The 18,647-nt window shown below is 56.2% G+C and carries 6 protein-coding genes and 1 pseudogene; all 7 read left to right on the plus strand.

The genetic code is table 11. The features are described 5' to 3' along the window. Positions 1-11 precede the first annotated feature (11 nt). Positions 12-1,484: a ribosome biogenesis GTPase Der gene (der, locus tag HU143_RS06550; protein ID WP_000249411.1), complete on the plus strand. Its 1,473-nt coding sequence runs from the start codon at positions 12-14 to the stop codon at positions 1,482-1,484. An 88-nt stretch (positions 1,485-1,572) separates the two neighbouring features. Continuing rightward, positions 1,573-1,794, plus strand: coding sequence for a zinc ribbon domain-containing protein (locus tag HU143_RS06555; protein ID WP_000402503.1), 222 nt, complete (start codon positions 1,573-1,575; stop codon positions 1,792-1,794). A 345-nt stretch (positions 1,795-2,139) separates the two neighbouring features. Next, entirely contained in the window at positions 2,140-4,332 is a 2,193-nt protein-coding gene (gene sinH / locus HU143_RS06560; RefSeq protein WP_023227036.1) for an intimin-like inverse autotransporter SinH, read from the plus strand. A 57-nt stretch (positions 4,333-4,389) separates the two neighbouring features. Further along, the gene (locus tag HU143_RS06565) at positions 4,390-5,352 is read left to right on the plus strand and encodes a SinI family autotransporter-associated protein (protein ID WP_023227037.1); all 963 of its coding nucleotides are present in this window, start codon (positions 4,390-4,392) and stop codon (positions 5,350-5,352) included. 119 nt (positions 5,353-5,471) lie between these two features. Then, complete coding sequence (locus HU143_RS06570; RefSeq protein ID WP_064441665.1) at positions 5,472-11,021, plus strand: adhesion domain-containing protein; 5,550 nt, start codon at positions 5,472-5,474, stop codon at positions 11,019-11,021. A 111-nt stretch (positions 11,022-11,132) separates the two neighbouring features. Then, the gene (gene ratB / locus HU143_RS06575) at positions 11,133-18,446 is read left to right on the plus strand and encodes a DUF823/DUF824 repeat adhesin RatB (RefSeq protein ID WP_051129109.1); all 7,314 of its coding nucleotides are present in this window, start codon (positions 11,133-11,135) and stop codon (positions 18,444-18,446) included. Further along, positions 18,447-18,548, plus strand: a pseudogene (locus tag HU143_RS06580) (IS1 family transposase); the annotation flags it as partial. Positions 18,549-18,647: the final 99 nt, after the last annotated feature.

Raw genomic sequence — 18,647 nt, forward strand, 5'->3', positions numbered from 1 at the left:
AGGCTTTAAACATGGTACCTGTGGTCGCGCTTGTCGGGCGCCCTAACGTCGGAAAATCCACGCTATTTAACCGTCTGACCCGCACCCGAGATGCGCTGGTTGCGGATTTCCCGGGTCTGACTCGTGACCGTAAGTACGGTCGTGCGGAGGTTGAAGGCCGCGAGTTTATCTGTATCGACACCGGCGGTATTGACGGCACCGAAGACGGCGTCGAAACGCGGATGGCGGAACAGTCGCTGCTGGCGATTGAAGAAGCGGATGTGGTGTTATTCATGGTAGATGCGCGCGCTGGTCTGATGCCGGCGGATGAAGCGATTGCCAAACATCTGCGCTCCCGTGAAAAACCGACCTTCCTGGTGGCGAATAAAACGGATGGTCTCGATCCCGATCAGGCGGTTGTCGATTTTTACTCGCTGGGATTAGGCGAAATTTACCCTATCGCCGCCTCACATGGTCGCGGCGTATTGAGCCTGCTGGAACATGTGCTTCTGCCGTGGATGGATGATGTCGCGCCGCAGGAAGAGGTGGATGAAGACGCGGAATACTGGGCGCAGTTCGAGGCGGAACAAAATGGCGAAGAAGCGCCGGAAGATGATTTTGACCCGCAAAGCCTGCCGATCAAGCTGGCGATTGTCGGTCGCCCGAACGTAGGTAAGTCCACGCTCACTAACCGTATTCTCGGCGAAGAGCGCGTGGTGGTATACGACATGCCGGGCACCACTCGCGACAGTATTTATATCCCGATGGAACGCGACGAACGGGAATATGTGCTGATTGACACGGCGGGGGTGCGTAAGCGCGGAAAAATCACCGATGCGGTAGAAAAGTTCTCGGTGATTAAAACGTTGCAGGCGATTGAAGACGCTAACGTCGTACTGTTGGTTATCGATGCGCGCGAGGGGATCTCTGACCAGGATTTGTCTCTGCTGGGCTTTATCCTCAATAGTGGGCGCTCACTCGTTATCGTAGTCAACAAATGGGATGGCCTGAGCCAGGAAGTCAAAGAGCAGGTGAAAGAGACGCTGGATTTCCGTCTGGGCTTTATTGATTTTGCCCGCGTGCACTTTATCTCTGCGCTGCACGGCAGCGGTGTCGGGAACCTGTTTGAGTCCGTACGCGAGGCTTACGACAGTTCCACTCGCCGGGTGAGCACTGCGATGCTGACCCGTATCATGACGATGGCGGTGGAAGATCATCAGCCGCCGCTGGTGCGCGGTCGCCGTGTGAAGCTGAAATATGCCCACGCTGGCGGCTATAACCCGCCGATTGTGGTTATTCACGGCAACCAGGTAAAAGATCTGCCAGACTCCTATAAGCGCTATCTGATGAACTACTTCCGCAAGTCGTTGGAAGTGATGGGTACGCCGATTCGCATTCAGTTTAAAGAAGGGGAGAACCCGTATGCGAACAAGCGTAACACACTGACGCCAACGCAAATGCGCAAACGTAAGCGTCTGATGAAGCATATCAAGAAAAGCAAGTAATGCTTTTTCAGTAATATTCCAGGCCTGATAAGCGCAGCGCTATCAGGCCTTTCAAGTAAAAGCGAGTCACGCGCCTGAGGAGAATGTTATGGAAATAATCTGCCCTGTTTGCCATCACGCGCTGGAGCGCAATGGCGATACAGCCCATTGCGAGACATGCGCTAAGGATTTCTCGTTACAGGCACTTTGTCCTGACTGCCGCCAGCCGTTACAGGTGTTGAAAGCCTGCGGCGCAGTGGACTATTTTTGCCAGAACGGTCATGGTTTAATTTCAAAAAAACGAGTTAATTTCGTCATTTCCGATCAATAAAACCGCTGTCGACGTTGCGCCGCAGAGCAGAGGCGCCGACGTCTTATCCGGCTAAGGGCAAAAGCGTTATTCGATACTCCCGTAATATCAGCATAGTATCCTGCCCGGCGGCTATTTTATTCTTTTTATTTATTCAACTATTTATAGGGAATATTATTCCCGAAAATCAATATTAAAAATAAATAACATCTTTCTTTTTATTTATTATATCAATATTATAAGTCTGTTTCATATTAAACTTTTCTTTTTAGGAATATATTTAGGCCTGTTAGTTATGATTCCCTATGAATCATCCATATAATATCGTTTCATAGCAGCGTGTTTATTTAACGACAGGGATATCATATGGTGCGAAGGATTCGCATTCTGGTTTTGCTATTAGTGTCTGGAGTATCAGTTGCGGCTTCCGGCGCAGGTAACTCTGTACCTGCAAACGATGAAAGCCACTCCTCCCTGCCTGATTTAGCCAGCGAATCCGCGAAAAAAGAAGAACAGGAAAATAAAGGAAAGTCCTTTAAAGAACAGGGCGCTGACTACTTTATTAATTCCGCCACCCAGGGCTTTGATAATCTCACCCCGGAAGCGCTGGAATCCCAGGCGCGTAGCTATTTGCAAAACCAAATCACTTCATCAGCACAGTCATATCTTGAAGGCGTAATGTCACCTTATGGCAAGATCCGTACCAGCCTCTCCGTAGGCGAAGGCGGCGATCTGGACGGCAGTTCGCTGGATTATTTCGTTCCCTGGTATGATAACGAAAAAACCTTACTTTTTAGCCAACTCTCAGCCCAACGTAAAGAAGACCGCACCATTGGTAACTTTGGGCTTGGCGTGCGCCAGAACGTCGGCAACTGGCTGCTTGGCGGCAACGCATTCTATGACTACGATTTTACGCGCGGTCACCGTCGACTAGGTCTGGGAACCGAAGCCTGGACGGATTACCTGAAATTCTCCGGCAACTATTACCATCCTCTTTCTGACTGGAAGGATTCCGAAGATTTCGACTTTTATGAAGAACGACCTGCGCGCGGTTGGGATATCCGCATGGAAAGCTGGCTGCCCTTTTATCCGCAGCTTGGCGCTAAATTAGTTTACGAACAGTACTACGGCGATGAAGTGGCGCTGTTTGGCACCGATAATCTGCAAAAAGATCCTCATGCCGTTACCTTGGGGCTGGAATATACGCCGGTACCGCTGGTTACGGTTGGTTCGGATTACAAAGCCGGTACTGGCGATAATAACGATTTTAGCGTTAAAGCGACTGTGAACTACCAGATAGGAACGCCGCTGGCGGCGCAACTCGATCCGGAAAACGTTAAAATCCAGCACTCTTTAATGGGCAGCCGCACCGATTTTGTCGATCGTAACAATTTCATCATTCTCGAATACCGCGAGAAAGATCCGCTGGACGTCACGTTGTGGCTGAAGGCCGACGCCACCAACGAACACCCGGAATGCGTGATTGAAGATACGCCTGAGGCCGCGGTGGGGCTGGAGAAATGTAAGTGGACGGTCAACGCGCTGATTAACCACCATTACAAAATTATTTCTGCTTCCTGGCAGGCGAAAAACAACGCCGCCCGTACTCTGGTGATGCCGGTGGTAAAAGCAGATGCGCTGACCGAAGGCAACAATAACAGCTGGAATCTGGTGCTTCCTGCCTGGGTTAACGCCGATACCGAAGAGCAGCGCACCGCCCTGAACACCTGGAAAGTACGCATGACGCTGGAAGACGAAAAGGGCAATAAGCAGAACTCCGGTGTGGTGGAAATCACCGTCCAGCAGGATCGCAAAATTGAGCTGATCGTTGACAACATTGCCGATACCGATCGTAGCGATCACAGCCATGAAGCCAGCGCGCTGGCCGATGGCGAAGACGGCGTGGTGATGGATCTCCTGATCACCGACTCCTTTGGCGACTCCACGGATCGCAATGGTAACGAACTGGTGGACGATGCCATGACGCCCGTGTTGTACGACAGCAATGATAAAAAAGTCACCCTGGCCCAGACGCCCTGCACCACGGAAACCCCCTGCGTGTTTATTGCCAGCCGTGACAAAGAAGCGGGGACGGTGACGCTTTCCAGCACCCTGCCGGGCACTTTCCGCTGGAAGGCGAAAGCAGACGCCTATGGCGACAGTAACTACGTTGATGTCACTTTTATCGGCGACAACCTGAGCGCGCTGAATGCGGTGATTTATCAGGTCAAAGCCGCCAACCCCGTCAATCTCATTGGTAAAGAAGATAAACATCCTACGGTTAATAACACCTACCGTTTCCTGCTGTGGCGCGACAAGAATAAAGACGGCGTATTCCAGATGTCCGAGCAGCTCACGGAAGAAGAGATGGCGTTGTACGACTACCAGTGGGAGTTTACCGGACAGAGTACAAACGGACATACCGGCGCGCTGGCCAACACCATAAATGAAGATCTTGTTCTGCCAGTAACCAATAAAGAGGCGGCGCAGAAGTTTGCCGCCAATGTGGAAGATGGCGTTCAGGGTTACGGCATACGCGTTACGTATAGTCAGAAATAGCGTCAGCGTTGTGGCTGACCAGCCAGCCGCTGAATTTTGAGAAAAAGGAGAGTCTGAATGCAAGCAACAGTAAAACGGCGGCTGACGAAGGTCGCTTTAGCATTAGTAGTTGCCGGGTATTGCGCCGCGCCGGCGGTGGCGGCAAACGGTAATCTGAAATCGGGGCAGTGGCAGATTGTCTCTGAACAGACGGGCACCATTCAGGGTTCGGTGCCGTGGATTACCCGTGCGGCGGATAAGACCGCGGATACCGACAAAGATCACGTAACGGTAACTATCGATCGCGGCGATCGTACCATTGTGACCGAAGGCGATAAGCAGTTCCACGTTGGCGATAAGGTCACGGTCAACTGGGCGATTGGCGATACGGAAGGCGACCTGGATGTCGACAACGCCGCCACGAAACTGACGGTGCAGTGGATGAGATACAGCGACCAGAATGGTAGCAATCCCGAAGAGATTGGCACCAAAGGCAGCGATACCTATGAAATTCAGGCGGGTGACGCAGACCATTATATCGGTATCAAAATCACCCCAACCACCACCACCGGTGACCCTGCCGTGGCAACCGAACTGCTGTTGAAAGACCTGTCGACCGATGCGGGCGGTGGTGCGGATGGCGACGACATTCCGGAAGGTCCGGTGGTGGATGAAAACGTCCATGTGGTTATCTATGAGTCTGGCTCAACCACCAACCTGCTGGGTACCTCTACTCCGCTCAAAACCGACACCACCTATAAAGTGCTGCTGTGGAGCGATAAGAACGGCAACGGTACCTATGATACCGGTGAAGACGTTACCAGCCAGTACGACTACCGCTGGAAATTCGTTGGCACCAGCGCAATTGCAGGTACTGGCACTGGCGGTATTGTCAACGAAAACTGGAACGATAAAGACCTTGTTATCCCTGTCACCAACGTCGACGCGAAAGCGGCGTTCGAAGGTGCGGAAGGCGGCGTTACCGTGGGTAGCGACGGTGTCCAGGGCTTTGGTCTGTCCATCGACTACAAACGCAAATAAGTTGTCCTCAACATACCACTCCCCGCGGGGAGTGGTATTTTCCGCGCACTTTGCTTAGCCGCGCGCTAAGCAAAGTGGGTTGAATTACGACAGAGAATGAAAACGGGTGGCTATCGCTCATGGACAGGAATCGGCAAGTGAATAAAGTTGTACATTTCTTACTGACATTACTGATCATGTTTGTAGCGTCGATCGCCCCTGCGCAGGCCTTACTGAAAGGCGGGACCTGGCAAGAGTTGAACTCAGCCACTGCCGCAGTTAACGGCACCGTGCCCCGCGCCGACGGCGCGATTATTCCCGTGTATCAGGGAAGCATGCTGCTTGACCCGACCAAAACCTACGATGTTGCGTTCACCGCCATGCCGCGCGATTTTAGCGCGGATGCCACCTCAACCTCGATGCGTGCGGTCAATTCCACCGATACCGAAGGCGATCTCTTTAGCGATCCGCCGACCATTGCCTGGGAAAATCAACAGCCGCCGAGCGTGGGCCTGTTATGGGCCGATGCCGCCACGCCCGACACGCCGCTTTCGCCGCAGCCGATGCCTAACCAGACCTTTTGCGCCCAGAACCTGGCCGGACGGAAACTGGTTGTCTGGCCGCAGCCAGACGATGAAACGACCGTCCCCGCGCTGTGGCTCTATACCCACACCGGCGTGCCGAATAATGCGGCCATCCCGTTGCTCAGCCCGAAAGTGACTGTCAATATTGCTCAGGCCGTCGGCCATCCCGTGTCGGTCAGCGGCGATCATGTTGACGCCAGCTTTGAAGCCTCAAAAGTGAAAGTGGGAGAGAGCATCACCCTCACCGTCACGACCAGAGGGTGTGATGGCGAACTGGTGAAAAATGCGCCGTTTGTCATCCGCCGTGAGGATGCCAAAAACCGTCAGGGTGTGGTCAATAACACTAACCCGGTGCACGTTGGCGATACCGAGCTAACGACCGTGCAAACGGAGTATCGCGGCGTCACCGATGCCGAAGGTAAAGCCACAGTGGTGGTGACGCAGGATGAAGGCCCCGGCGTAAAAACGCATCTTATCGTCGCTTCGCAAAGTTATCCTACGCTGACGGACGGCGTGGACGTTATTTTCACCACCATCACCAGCCCCGACACCGCCCAGGCCAACATGTACGGCCACATGCTGGAGAGCGCCAGCGCCACGCTGAACGGCGCGACCTACACTTTCACTCGACCGAAGCTGGCGGTGGAGGCGGGTAACGCTGACGAAAGCGTCAACGATACTAACGAAACCTGGGCGCAGTTTACCTGGGGCGGCGCGGATAACCATTGCGACGTTCTGCCGGACGCCGAACAACTGGTGGCGCTAAGACATGCGCACAGCACGCTGGCAACGTACACCGGCTGGCCGGCGTCGGGCGATGCGGAATACTGGTCATCGACCAAAGATCAGATGAGCAACTACCACGCTGCCGTGCATATGAACAGCGCGTCGGTCGTCAGGGCGCCCAACAGCGATACGCTGCTGGTTAGCTGTGTGGACAAGGCCCAGCCCGCGGCGCACCCGCAGATTACCCTCTCCCCGGAAGGGCCTTATAAGGCGCAGGTGGGGGAATCGATTGATCTGGTCATGACCGTGGTCGATAAAGACACGCAAAAACCGCTGCCTTACCGTTACATGGAGCTGTTTATCGATCCGGCGAAAAACCGCAAAGGGGAGCATCAGGACGCGTGGGATAGCCAGCGGGTTACCGTCAGCTCCGAAGATATGCGCGCCTCTTCGCCGGAGCACTATACCGGCGTGACCGACGTCAACGGTCAGGCGCACCTGACGCTACAGCACGACAGCGGCATGGGGGTCGAGACACCCATCCGCATCGTGATGCCGGACGATGAAGGCGGCAACGTCGAGCTACCCTTTAGCGTGATTTTCACCGTAATCACCAGCCCGGACGTGGACGGCGCCAACATGTGGGGCCATATGCGCGGCGTGGTGGATGCGGGCAACCTGTATAAACGCCCGCTGCTGGCGGTGGAAGCCAGCCATAAAGACGGCCAGTTCAGTGAAAACAACGAAGAGTGGGCGACGTTTAACTCCGTGGCATCGGCCACCGCGCAGTGCGGCGTCGGCCAGGTGCCGGATCAGTCATCGCTGGCGCATTTATACAGCGAGCACCCCAGCGGCAAGATGGAAATCGAACACGGCTGGCCGACCGAAGACTACTTCATTGCCGCCGACAGCGACGCCTCGGGAACGGTACACGTCAACCTCGAAAATGGCGATAGCAACAAATTTACCAATCAGCCGAACTACCTGACCTGCTCGGCCAATGAAATGGTGGCGGTGCTGGACGTCTACTTCAACGACGACCCAACGACCAAAAATGCTGATATGACCGCCAAAGTCGGTGAACAGATTAAGCTAAACGTTCATTCGCGCAACGCCCTTAACGACATGGCGATTGCCTATACCGACTTCACCATCACCATGGCCAACGGCAAGCGGCGCGACGGGCAGTCGACCGGCTTTACCGATCCCAGCAACGGCGAGATGCAGTTTGACGGCGTGGGCTACCTTGCCGGGCAGGTTTATCACGGGATCACCGACGCCAACGGCGATGCGACCATTATCCTCACCCAGAATAAGGGCGTGGGGCTGCTGACGCCGTTAAGCATCGCGCCCGTCGATTCATTAATCAAGACGCCGATTTCCCGCAGCGTCAAGTTTACCGTCGCCACCAGCCCGGATGTCAGCGTCGCCCGCATGTGGGGGCATATGACGCCGTCGCTGACGGCTGCGGATGGCGCGGTGTACAAGCGCCCGCTGCTCTACGATGAACTGGCCAGCAAGACCAATGCTGCGGAGTACCCGGAAGACAACGAACGCTGGGTGGTGTTCTATGGGCCGAATACGACCAAAGGCGCTAGCCCGGAAACCTGCCCCAAGGGGTATTTTCCGTCCGTTGAGCAACTGGATTCGCTGTACAGCAAATACCCGAACGGAGCGATAAAAACCGCCCAGGGCTGGCCGATCATCCGTTCTTACTGGAGCGGCACAAACGCCGGGACGCTCACCCCGGGAATGCCATCCTATGACTATTACACGGTCGATCTGAATGATGATGCGCACCGGAAGGTTCCCAATATTAGTGATAGCGACAGGCAATACCAGATTTGTTCCGCGACGCCGCAGACTCTGGCCGGGCGGATTACGCTCACTTCTACGCTGGCGACGGATAGCGATATCCAGGCGGTGAAGGCAAAAAACAGCGACTCGATTCCGCTGGTGATCACCACCACCGATGCGGCGGGCAACCCGGTGCCTTATACGCCATTTTCCCTTATACGCGACGCCGGGACGGCGCGCAACACCAGCTATACCTTTACCGGCAGCACTAACATGATGCTGGCGCCGCCCACCGGTTCGGCGCAACAGTTCTACTATAATGGCTACACTATTTACGGTGCCACCGGCGCGGACGGCACGGCGGTCCTCACGCTGACGCAGGCCGCAGGGCCGGGGGTGAAAAACGTGATAACCGCAGCCCTGACCGACACGCCGACGGTAACCTCGACGCTGCCGGTGGTGTTCACCACCGTGACCAGCCCGGACAGCCCGCAGGCCAATATGTATGGCCATATGCCGGAAACCTTCACCGCCAGCAACGGCGCGGAGTTTAAGCGCCCGCTGCTGTATAGCGAGCTGGCGTCGACGTTAGGTGTGAAGAGCTATGCCGACACAAATGAAAACTGGCCTATAGTGAATAATTTTGATACCAGTAATTATGGCGCCTGTTCGATAAATCAGATGGCCACGCTGGATGATCTCCAGGCGCTGTACCGCGATCACCCCAGCGGCAAGGTCACGACCGACATAGGCTTACCCGTCAAGAAGAAATGGTGGGCGGGCGACAGCCTGCTGCAAGGTCAAGTCATTTACTGGCAATATATCGATCTCAGTACGAGCAAAGAGGGCTCTATGTCGGGAACGCCGGGTAATTACTATTACCAGCTCTGCCTGACCAAACCGCGCCAGATGAATATCGCGCTCTCTACGGACGCCTGGAACGCGGACAAATCGGCGGCCGTGGCGAAAAAAGGCGAAACGATCCCCATGACGGTGAAGGTAACGAACGCTGCCGGGCAGCCGGTTAGCAACGCGACGGTGAAAATCACGCGCGGCGATGCGCTGACGCGTGCGGGGAGCGTGTACACCACCAACAACGCGGACGATATTACCTTAAGTAATATCCAGCCTTCCGGTACGGCGACGTACTTGCTGGGGACGGTGGATAAATATATGTATGCGCAAACGGACGCCCAGGGGCAAATAACGTTTAGCGTGTCGCAAAATAATACCATGGGTCTTAAAACGCCCATCCGCGTCACCGTTGCGAATGACATTTCAGCAACGAGCAGTAAGGACGTGATATTTACCGTCCTTACCAGCCCGGATGCCGCCAGCGCCAACTACTGGGGGCATATGCCGGAAACCGTGGAAGGGCCGGACGGCCTCCGCTACCAGCGCCCGCATTTGCAGGCGGAAGCGCCGTCGGGCGTCAACTACATCACCGTGAACGGTGAAAAATGGGCGGCGCCGACCGGCGTACAGACGTATACGGCAGGCCAGTCTGCGTGCGACTTTGAGTATATGCCGCTGATGAATGACTTAAAGGCGCTACAGCAACTCTATCCTGACGGCGCGCTGGAGGATCAATTCGGCTGGCCGGTGAAAACCGGTAAACTCTGGTGGTCTGCCGATCTGAATAGCTCGAAAGCACACCAGGCGATAAACCTGAAAACCGGTCAGATATCGGCGCCAACCTCCACCAGCTTGCAGGCCTGCCTGGTCAATGCGCGTAATGTCCCTGCCTCCATTACGCTAACCTCGACGGCGATGGATGCGGCGAAAGGCGCGGCGGTGGCGAAAAAAGGCGAGGCTATTCCCTTGACGGTGACGGTGAAAAACCGCGCGGGCGTTCCCATAGCGAATGAACCGTTCACCCTGAAACGGGGCGATGCGAATGATCGCCTCGACATTAAATATACGTGGAATACTACAGCAGACGATTTGACGTTGCAGGAACTGACGCCGTCGCCGGCAACGAAATCAATGACCTCTTCCGGCAATGTGTTTAGCGGCGTCACGGGGGCTGACGGGACGGCAACGTTTACGGTGAACCAGGACGGCAGTGTGGGGCTAAAAACCGAGCTGACGGCCAGCGCGACGGGGGATGTCACGCAATCAACCAACACCGTGCTGGGCGTGATCTTTACCGTGATTACCAGCCCGGACTCCAGTTACGCGGAGTTCTGGGGGCATATGCCGGATACGCTGACGGTTGATGGCGTGACGCTGCATCGACCCTTGTTAATGAAAGAAGCGCCTGCTGGCGCGACGGATAGCCGGAAAGAAAATAACGAAACCTGGGTTTCGGTTTATACGAAAGCCGATGGCACTATCTATGATATGAGCAAGAACTGTGGCGGGATGGCCGGGTTCCCGGCAAAAGGCGTGCTGGAAAAAATGCGCGATGAGCAGATAGCAGTCGCTAACGGATGGCCGACAATCTCGTTGCCTTATGTTAGCAGTACGCCTGGGACGTATAATTATTGCCGGGTTTCGTTAGCGAAAGGGGGCACAACACATTGCCCGACCACCAACAACGATTTCACGATAGGCTATGCCGCCTGTCTTGTACAGCCGTGATCGGGATGGTTGGGTTTCGGTAAATTGTCGTTGGTACCGGTAGTGAAACGTTTCGCATTTTTACCGCCGATGGAATGAATAGTCAGAAAGGGATGTATTCCAGGTGCTGCATTGAAACTGAAAACGAATACCCGTCTTTTATCCGGGCTACAGGCATGTCTGTTTTGTGTTACCGCTTTTTTTGCCCAGGCGGCGCAAAGCAGCACCCCATGGCAGGAGCCTGACGTCTCAACTGCCGCCATTAACGGCACGCCGCCGCTGGCTGATGGCGTGACGATCCCGGTTTATCAGGGCAGCGTTCAGTTGCGATCTGATGCAGCGAATCCCGTCGATTATTCCGCGAAACCCAGCCAGTTCAGCACCAGTGATGTCGGCAGCGCGCTGATCTTAACCAATCCGCGCGATGCCGAAGGCGATATTTTCGCCGAGCCGCCGCTGGTCTGGCAGAGTGAACGGATACCCTCCGTCACGCTGGTATGGGCCGACGCCGCCACGCCGGAGACGCCGCTGTCTCCGCAGCCGTCGGCAAACCTGACGTTCTGTGAGCAAAATATGGCAGGCCGTCATCTGGTAGTCTGGTCGCAACTGGATACCTCAACCGCTATGCCGCCGTTGTGGTTGCTTACCCGCACCGGCGTGCCTTATAACACGGCGGTCGAAGTGCTTGATCAAAAGTTTGCCGTGGATATCGCGCCCGCCGTGGGTGACCCGGTAACCCTTACCGCCGATCATCTGGATGAGTCGCTTAACGCCGCGAAGGTGAAAGCGGGCGAAAGCATCACGCTGACGGTGAATACCAAAGGTTGTAACGGTGAGCCAGCGGGCAATATCGCGTTTGTGATTACCCGCGGCGATGCGCAAAACCGCCAGGGCGTGGTGAACAATACCGCGCCGGTACGCGTCGGCAACACCGAACTCACCACCACTGCCACCGAATACCACGGCACGACCAACGCGGAAGGGGTGGCGACGGTGACCGTCACCCAGGCTAACGGGCCGGGCGTTAAAACCCCGTTGATGGCGCACCCGTCGAACGCGCCTGCGCTGAAAGCCAGCGCGGATGTGATTTTTACCACCCTCACCAGCCCGGACAGCAGCAGCGCCAACATGTACGGCCATATGGCGGACAGTTCCACCGCCACGGTGGACGGCGCAAGCTACACCTTTGACCGCCCCAAACTGGCGGCGGAAACCGAGGGCGAAGACCGCGTCGCCAGTATCAACAATGAAAACTGGGCGCAGTTCACCTGGGGCCATGCGGATAAACACTGCGATATTCTGCCGGATGCGCGCCAACTGGAAGGGTTAAAAATCGAGCGCGGCGATTTAGCCACCACTCTCGGCTGGCCGGTGGGGGGGACATCCGGTGACGAAGAGTACTGGTCCTCCTCACAGGGGGCGAGCGCAACTGACCACATCAGCATTGATATGCGCAGCCGCGCCCTTACGCAGATGCCGGACGCCACGCAATCGCTGGTGAGCTGTGTGGATAAAGCCTCGCCTGCGGTCACGCCGAAATTAGTGATTAGCACCGATAATTTTGATTCGACGGTCAACGCGGCGAAAGTGAAGGTGGGCGAAGAGATCAACATGAAGATCGCCGTCACCGACAGCGCCACCAATAAACCGCTGCCTTATCGCTACTTTAATGTCTACCTGGGCGACGAGCAAAATCGCCAGAATCAGAAGAACGCCGATCTTGATGCTGCGCATCAGTGGACGGATGAACCGGTAGTCATCACCAATCTGGACGGCGGCGACGGTCACTATCACGGCATCACCGACGCCAACGGCCAGTTTTCGCTGGCGCTGACCCAGGACAAGGGCGCTGGCGTATTAACCCCGGTGCGTGTGGTGCTGTTCGACGGCACGGAAGCGACGCAGAACGTGATTTTTACCGTCGTCACCAGCCCGGACGTGACGCAGGCCCGTATGTGGGGCCATATGCAGGGCGTGGTGGAAGCGGGCAATATCTACAAACGCCCGCTGCTGGCGGAAGAGGCCGCGCAGGATACCGGTTCCGAATTTGAGAATAACGAGTACTGGGCCACGTTTAACTCAGTGACGGCGGCGACAAACCAGTGCGGCGCAGGCCAGGTGCCGGGACAACTGCTGCTGGATACGCTGTATGAAGCCCATTCCGGCAATACGATGGAAACGACTTACGGCTGGCCGACACAGAAACACAGCTATATTGCGGCGGATACCGATGGTTCCACCACTGCGCACGTTAACCTGGCGACCGGTGCGGACAGCCTGTTCAGCGGCGCTGAACCGAACTATCTCTCCTGCTCCGGTAACGAGTTGGTGACCAGCCTGGACGTGTACTTTGATGGCAACGAGTCGTTACGTAATGCGGTAGCCAAAGTGGGCGAAAAAATTACGATGAACGTCCATTCCGTCAACGCGATGAACGGGTTAAGCGTGCCCAACGCCAGCTTTACCGTCACCATGTCGCACGGTAAAAATCGCGCCAACGCCACCACGGGCTTTACCGACTCCAGCGACGGAGCGCTGGTGATGGGCGGAGCGTCTTTCGGCTCTTCCCAGGCGTCGATGACGTACCAGGGCATGACCGATGCCGAGGGCAACGCCACGCTGGTCATTGAACAGCCGCAGGGCGTCGGCTTGCTGACGCCGCTGACCGTACTGCCGGTTAACTCGCTGATCACCACCCCCGTTAACCGCAGCGTGAAGTTTACCGTTTCCACCAGCCCCGACACGCCGGAGGCGCAAATGTGGGGCCATATGTCCGACACCATCACGGTGGGCGATATGACCTTTGAGCGGCCGAAGCTGGCAACAGAGGTTGCCGCGACCCGCACCCAAACCGAGGCTAACGAGAGCTGGGCGCGCGTTACCCATGCCGATGCGGTAGGCAATACGGCGGCGGGCGGCTGCGCCGCTAACCGATTGCCGCGCGCCGATCAACTGGAGGCGCTGTATGCCGCCAACCGCGACGGGGCTATCAACAGCACGCACGGCTGGCCGGTACTGATTAATTACTGGACCTCTACCTGGCAAAGCGCCACCACGTGGAAACTGATAGCGCTTTCTAACGGTAGCGAATTTCCGGGCGGCGCTGGCGCATCCGATTACGTCAGTTGCCTTGCCAGCGATAACCCGACGGCAGCCTCCATCACCATTGAGCCGGTGAATACGTCATTGTGGTATGACGAGAACAGCGAACACGCGGTGAAGGTGAAAAAGGGCGATACGCTCCAGCTCAAAGTGACGGTAAAAGACGCCAGCGGCAATCCTCTGCCGCAAGCGCCGTTTGTGCTCAGCCGCGGCGACGGCTACACCCGTCAGGGGGAAAAACATATCGCCGGCAGCGGCGACGGCATCGTCTCGGCGGTAGTGATTGACGGCGATTCGCTCAACGACACCGCCACCAAAATCGGCGGCATGACCGGTGAAAACGGCAGAAAAATCATCAACGTCACCCGCCCGGATGCCCACGGGACGAAAGTCGCGATTACGGCGGCGCTGTACGATAACGCCAGCGCGACGGCCAGCATCGACACTATTTTTACTGTGGTCACCAGCCCTAATAGCGACAAAGCCAAAATGTGGGGCCATATGCCGGAAACGACCACGGCGGCCAACGGCGTGGTGTTTAAGCGCCCGCTATTATCGGCTGAAATCGCCAGCGGCTTTACCCACGGCGACAATACGGAAAACAACGAAGCCTGGGGAATCGTCGATTTTGAAGTGGCGAACGACGCCTGTGGCGCGGGATACGTACCGACACTTGCCGATCTGCAATCGCTGTACGACGCCAGGCCCGGCGGCGCCATGAATACGCAGCAGGGCTGGCCGCTGGATGGTAAAAACTACCAGAACAGCACCGCTGATTTGAGCAGGAGTACGGAAAACCGCTACGTTAAGTCGATTGATCTGCGCGATGGCGGTATTAGCTCGCTGGCGTGGAGTGAACAACTCTATTTCGTCTGCCTGCAAAACGCCCATCCGGCGGCGACGCAGATAACGCTCACTTCGCCTGTGTATAACGACAGCGACGGCTTTGCCAAAGCGAAAGTCGGCGAGTCCATCCCGGTCATCATCACCACGCGGGACGCCCAGGGCAACCTGGCCGCCGACACGCCGGTTATCTTTACGCGCGGCGACAGCGTTGGGCGCGCGAATCAGGAAGTGAATAGCGCGTCGGCGGCGGAGATACAGATAAACCACAGCGACGGGCGTAGCAGCGGCGTTAAATATTACACCGCCACCGGCGCTGACGGCACGCTGACGCTGAATATCAGCCAGGACAGCGGCGCGGGCTTTAAAACGCCGCTGACGGCGGCGATAGAGCACAACGGCGTAACGAGCGCGCCGCTACCGGTCATTTTTACCGTCGTCACCAGCCCGGACACGCCGAAAGCCAACTACTGGGGCCATATGGCGGAAACGCTGACCGACAGCAGCGGCGTGGTGTACAAGCGCCCGTTGCTGGCCAGCGAGTTCAGCGTCACGCCCGGCAAATCGCTGACCATCGCCAACGGTTACTACGACAAAGGCGAAACCTGGGGCATGATAACCGTCGATAAAGCCTGGAACGGCGCCGGCGGCGGCTGCGGGCGCAATTATCTGCCCACCGTCAGCAACCTCCAGACGCTGTACAGTACCTGGCCTGATAACGCCATGCGCAGCCGTAACGGCTGGCCGATGACCAGTTCTGGCAACAACAATGTCAGCCGCTACTGGTGGGCGGGGGATTACGTGATGTCGTCAGACGGCGCGCAGTCGCTCTACGCGGCGGTCAACCTGTTTAACGACGGCAATGATGTCAAAACGACGACCAGCACCACGACGTACTATATGCAGACCTGCCTTACCTCGCCACGCAGCGCCGCCGCCAGCCTGACGCTGACGCTGGCAGGCCAGGATGCAGCCACCGGGATCGCAAAAGCGAAAAAGGGCGAGCAGATGGCCGCCACCGTCACGGTGAAAGACGCCGCAGGTCAGCCGATGAAAAACGTGATGGTGAAAATCAGCCGGGGATCTTCGTACAACCGCGTCAACAGCGCCACATCGTCCTCAAGCGCTGCAGACGATATTACGCTGCGTAATGTGATGCCGTCCGGCCCGGCGACATACCTGCTGGATACCTCCGCGAAATATCTGTATGCGCAAACCGATGCCCAGGGACAGGTGACATTTACCCTTGCGCAGGACAGTACCGCAGGTTTAAAGACCACCATCAGCGCCGCCACGATGGACGGCAGCAACCTGACAGACAGCAAAGACGCTATCTTTACCGTTATCACCAGCCCGGATAGCGACAAGGCCTCATACTGGGGCCATATGCCGGAAACCTTTACCAACAGTAAGGGCGTTGAGTTTACGCGGCCGCTGCTGCGCGCCGAGCTTTCTTCAACGACGGATACCACGTCCTTCCTGTCAAATAATGAGCTCTGGTACACCTGGAACCGCTATCCAAACCTGTATCAGGACTCCGCCAGCCCGTGCGATCGGCTGGGATTGCCGACGCTGGATGATTTAAAAACGTTGTATAACGACTATCCGAATGGTGGACTAACGGCCGCCTTTGGGTTGCCTGTAGACGCGGGGAAATACTGGGGAGCAGGGGATTCGAAAGTCAACGATACGCACTCGACGAATAATTTCCAGTATATCAGGCTAAATAACGGCGTTACGCAGGTCACAAATACGAATACCTCAACGGCGCAGCTCTGTCTGGCGAAGCGCAGGGTGTTGGCGATAGCGCTGACCTCCAGCGCCATGAATGCCGAAAAATCCGCCGCGCTGGCGAAAAAAGGGGATAAAATCCCGCTGACGGTGACCGTCACGGACGGCGCCGGCACGCCGCAGCCCAACGTGCCCATTCGGCTGGGGCGAGGAAACTATTCGCAAAACCGGGCTGGCGGTAGTGACAGCACCAACAACAGCGACATGCTGTTAACGCCGATTGCGCCGCCAGCGGATGCTAAAGTATTTGCCTACCATTATTCCGGGGAGCAGCTCTGGTACTGGTACGGCACTACGGATGAGAGCGGCAGGGTGCAGTTTGAGCTGACGCAGGATAATACCCCCGGCCTGAAAACAGCGCTGCAGGCGATGCTGTCCGACAATCCGCCGACCGTCAGCAATATGGATGTTATTTTTACCGTCATTACCAGCCCGGACAGCGATAAAGCCAAAATGTGGGGCCATATGCCGGAAACGGCGGTCAACAGCGCGGGGGTGAAATTCCACCGCCCGCTGCTGGCTGCGGAGATGACGTCGAATAGCGGCACCTACTATTACAATAACGAAACATGGCCTCTGGTGACTATCGCGAACACCCAGAAAGCGGGCGCGACCACCTGTGATGCGGCATATCAGCCGTTGTTTAATGACCTGCAAACGCTGTATAGCGACCATCCAGACAGCGCTCTCAATACGGCATTCGGCTGGCCGGTAGGGGCGGGTAAAAGCTGGCTGGCGGTGGACCAGGAGCCTGGAACCGGGTATTACCAGTATCTGCGGCTGGATACCGGCGCCAAAGGCCACACCAGTTCCACGAGCGTGTCTGGCGCGCAGGTGTGTCTGGTCGAGCCGCATACGTCTACTCCTGCCAATATTACGCTGACCTCGACGGCGATGGACAGCGCGAAAAACGCGGCGGTAGTGGAGAAGGGAAGCGCGATGCCGTTAACGGTGACGGTAAAAGATAGCAGCGGTAACCCGGTCGCCAACGTCGGTTTTACGTTGTCACGTGGCGATTCGAAAAATCGGGCAGGTACGGTGGTAACGGATGGCGACGTGGCAGCGGATGCCGGAGCAGATGATCTCATGCTTAAAGAGCTGACTCCCGCAAGCGCCAGCCGAAGTATGACCACCACCGGGATTGTCTTTACCGGCACTACCGGCAGCGACGGTACGGCAACGTTTACGCTTAATCAGGATAAAAGTCTGGGGTTAAAAACGCCACTCACGGTGAAACTGACGGACAATACGGCTCTTCACGCCTCACTGGATGTGATTTTTATGGTACTTACCAGCCCGGATACGGATAAAGCGTTGTTCTGGGGAAATATGTCGGATACGACATCCGTCAACGGAAAAACGCTGCATCGTCCGTGGCTGCAGGCTGAGCTACCGTCAGGCGTGACGCCAGTATTTACCAACGGAGTTCATGCAAATAACGAGTACTGGGCGATGACGCATACGGTGGACAACACTAAATGGGATATTGCCAAACAGTGCGGTAGCCTGAGCAAAGCACCGGATAATAACGACCTGTTGACGCTGTATCATTCAATTAGCTCGTTAGGCTGGCCGACGCTGGGCTATCCCTATTTATCTAAATCAACCTCGGGCGGCGGCATGTATTGCGGCGTGGATGAGAATACTAAGCAACAAAACTGCGCCATTCAGCCGGCAAGTACAGCAGGTTATGCGACGTGCGTGGAGTAACGTATTAAGCGTCTGGCACGAAAAATAATTTGTTTTTCACGTTCAACTGAGCTTCATGAAAAAGTGAACGGAGCATTCATTGAAAAGTATATGTTCTGTTAATTGGAGTCATCACCGTTTGCCGCTGGTGTGTAGAAGCGCCGTTTCCCTTCTGTAACCCGGCATCTGGCGCTACCTATATACAAAATAACACCAGGTGTC

Origin of the sequence: Salmonella sp. SJTUF14076 (genome assembly GCF_015534835.1) — a bacterium.
Taxonomy (GTDB): domain Bacteria; phylum Pseudomonadota; class Gammaproteobacteria; order Enterobacterales; family Enterobacteriaceae; genus Salmonella; species Salmonella enterica.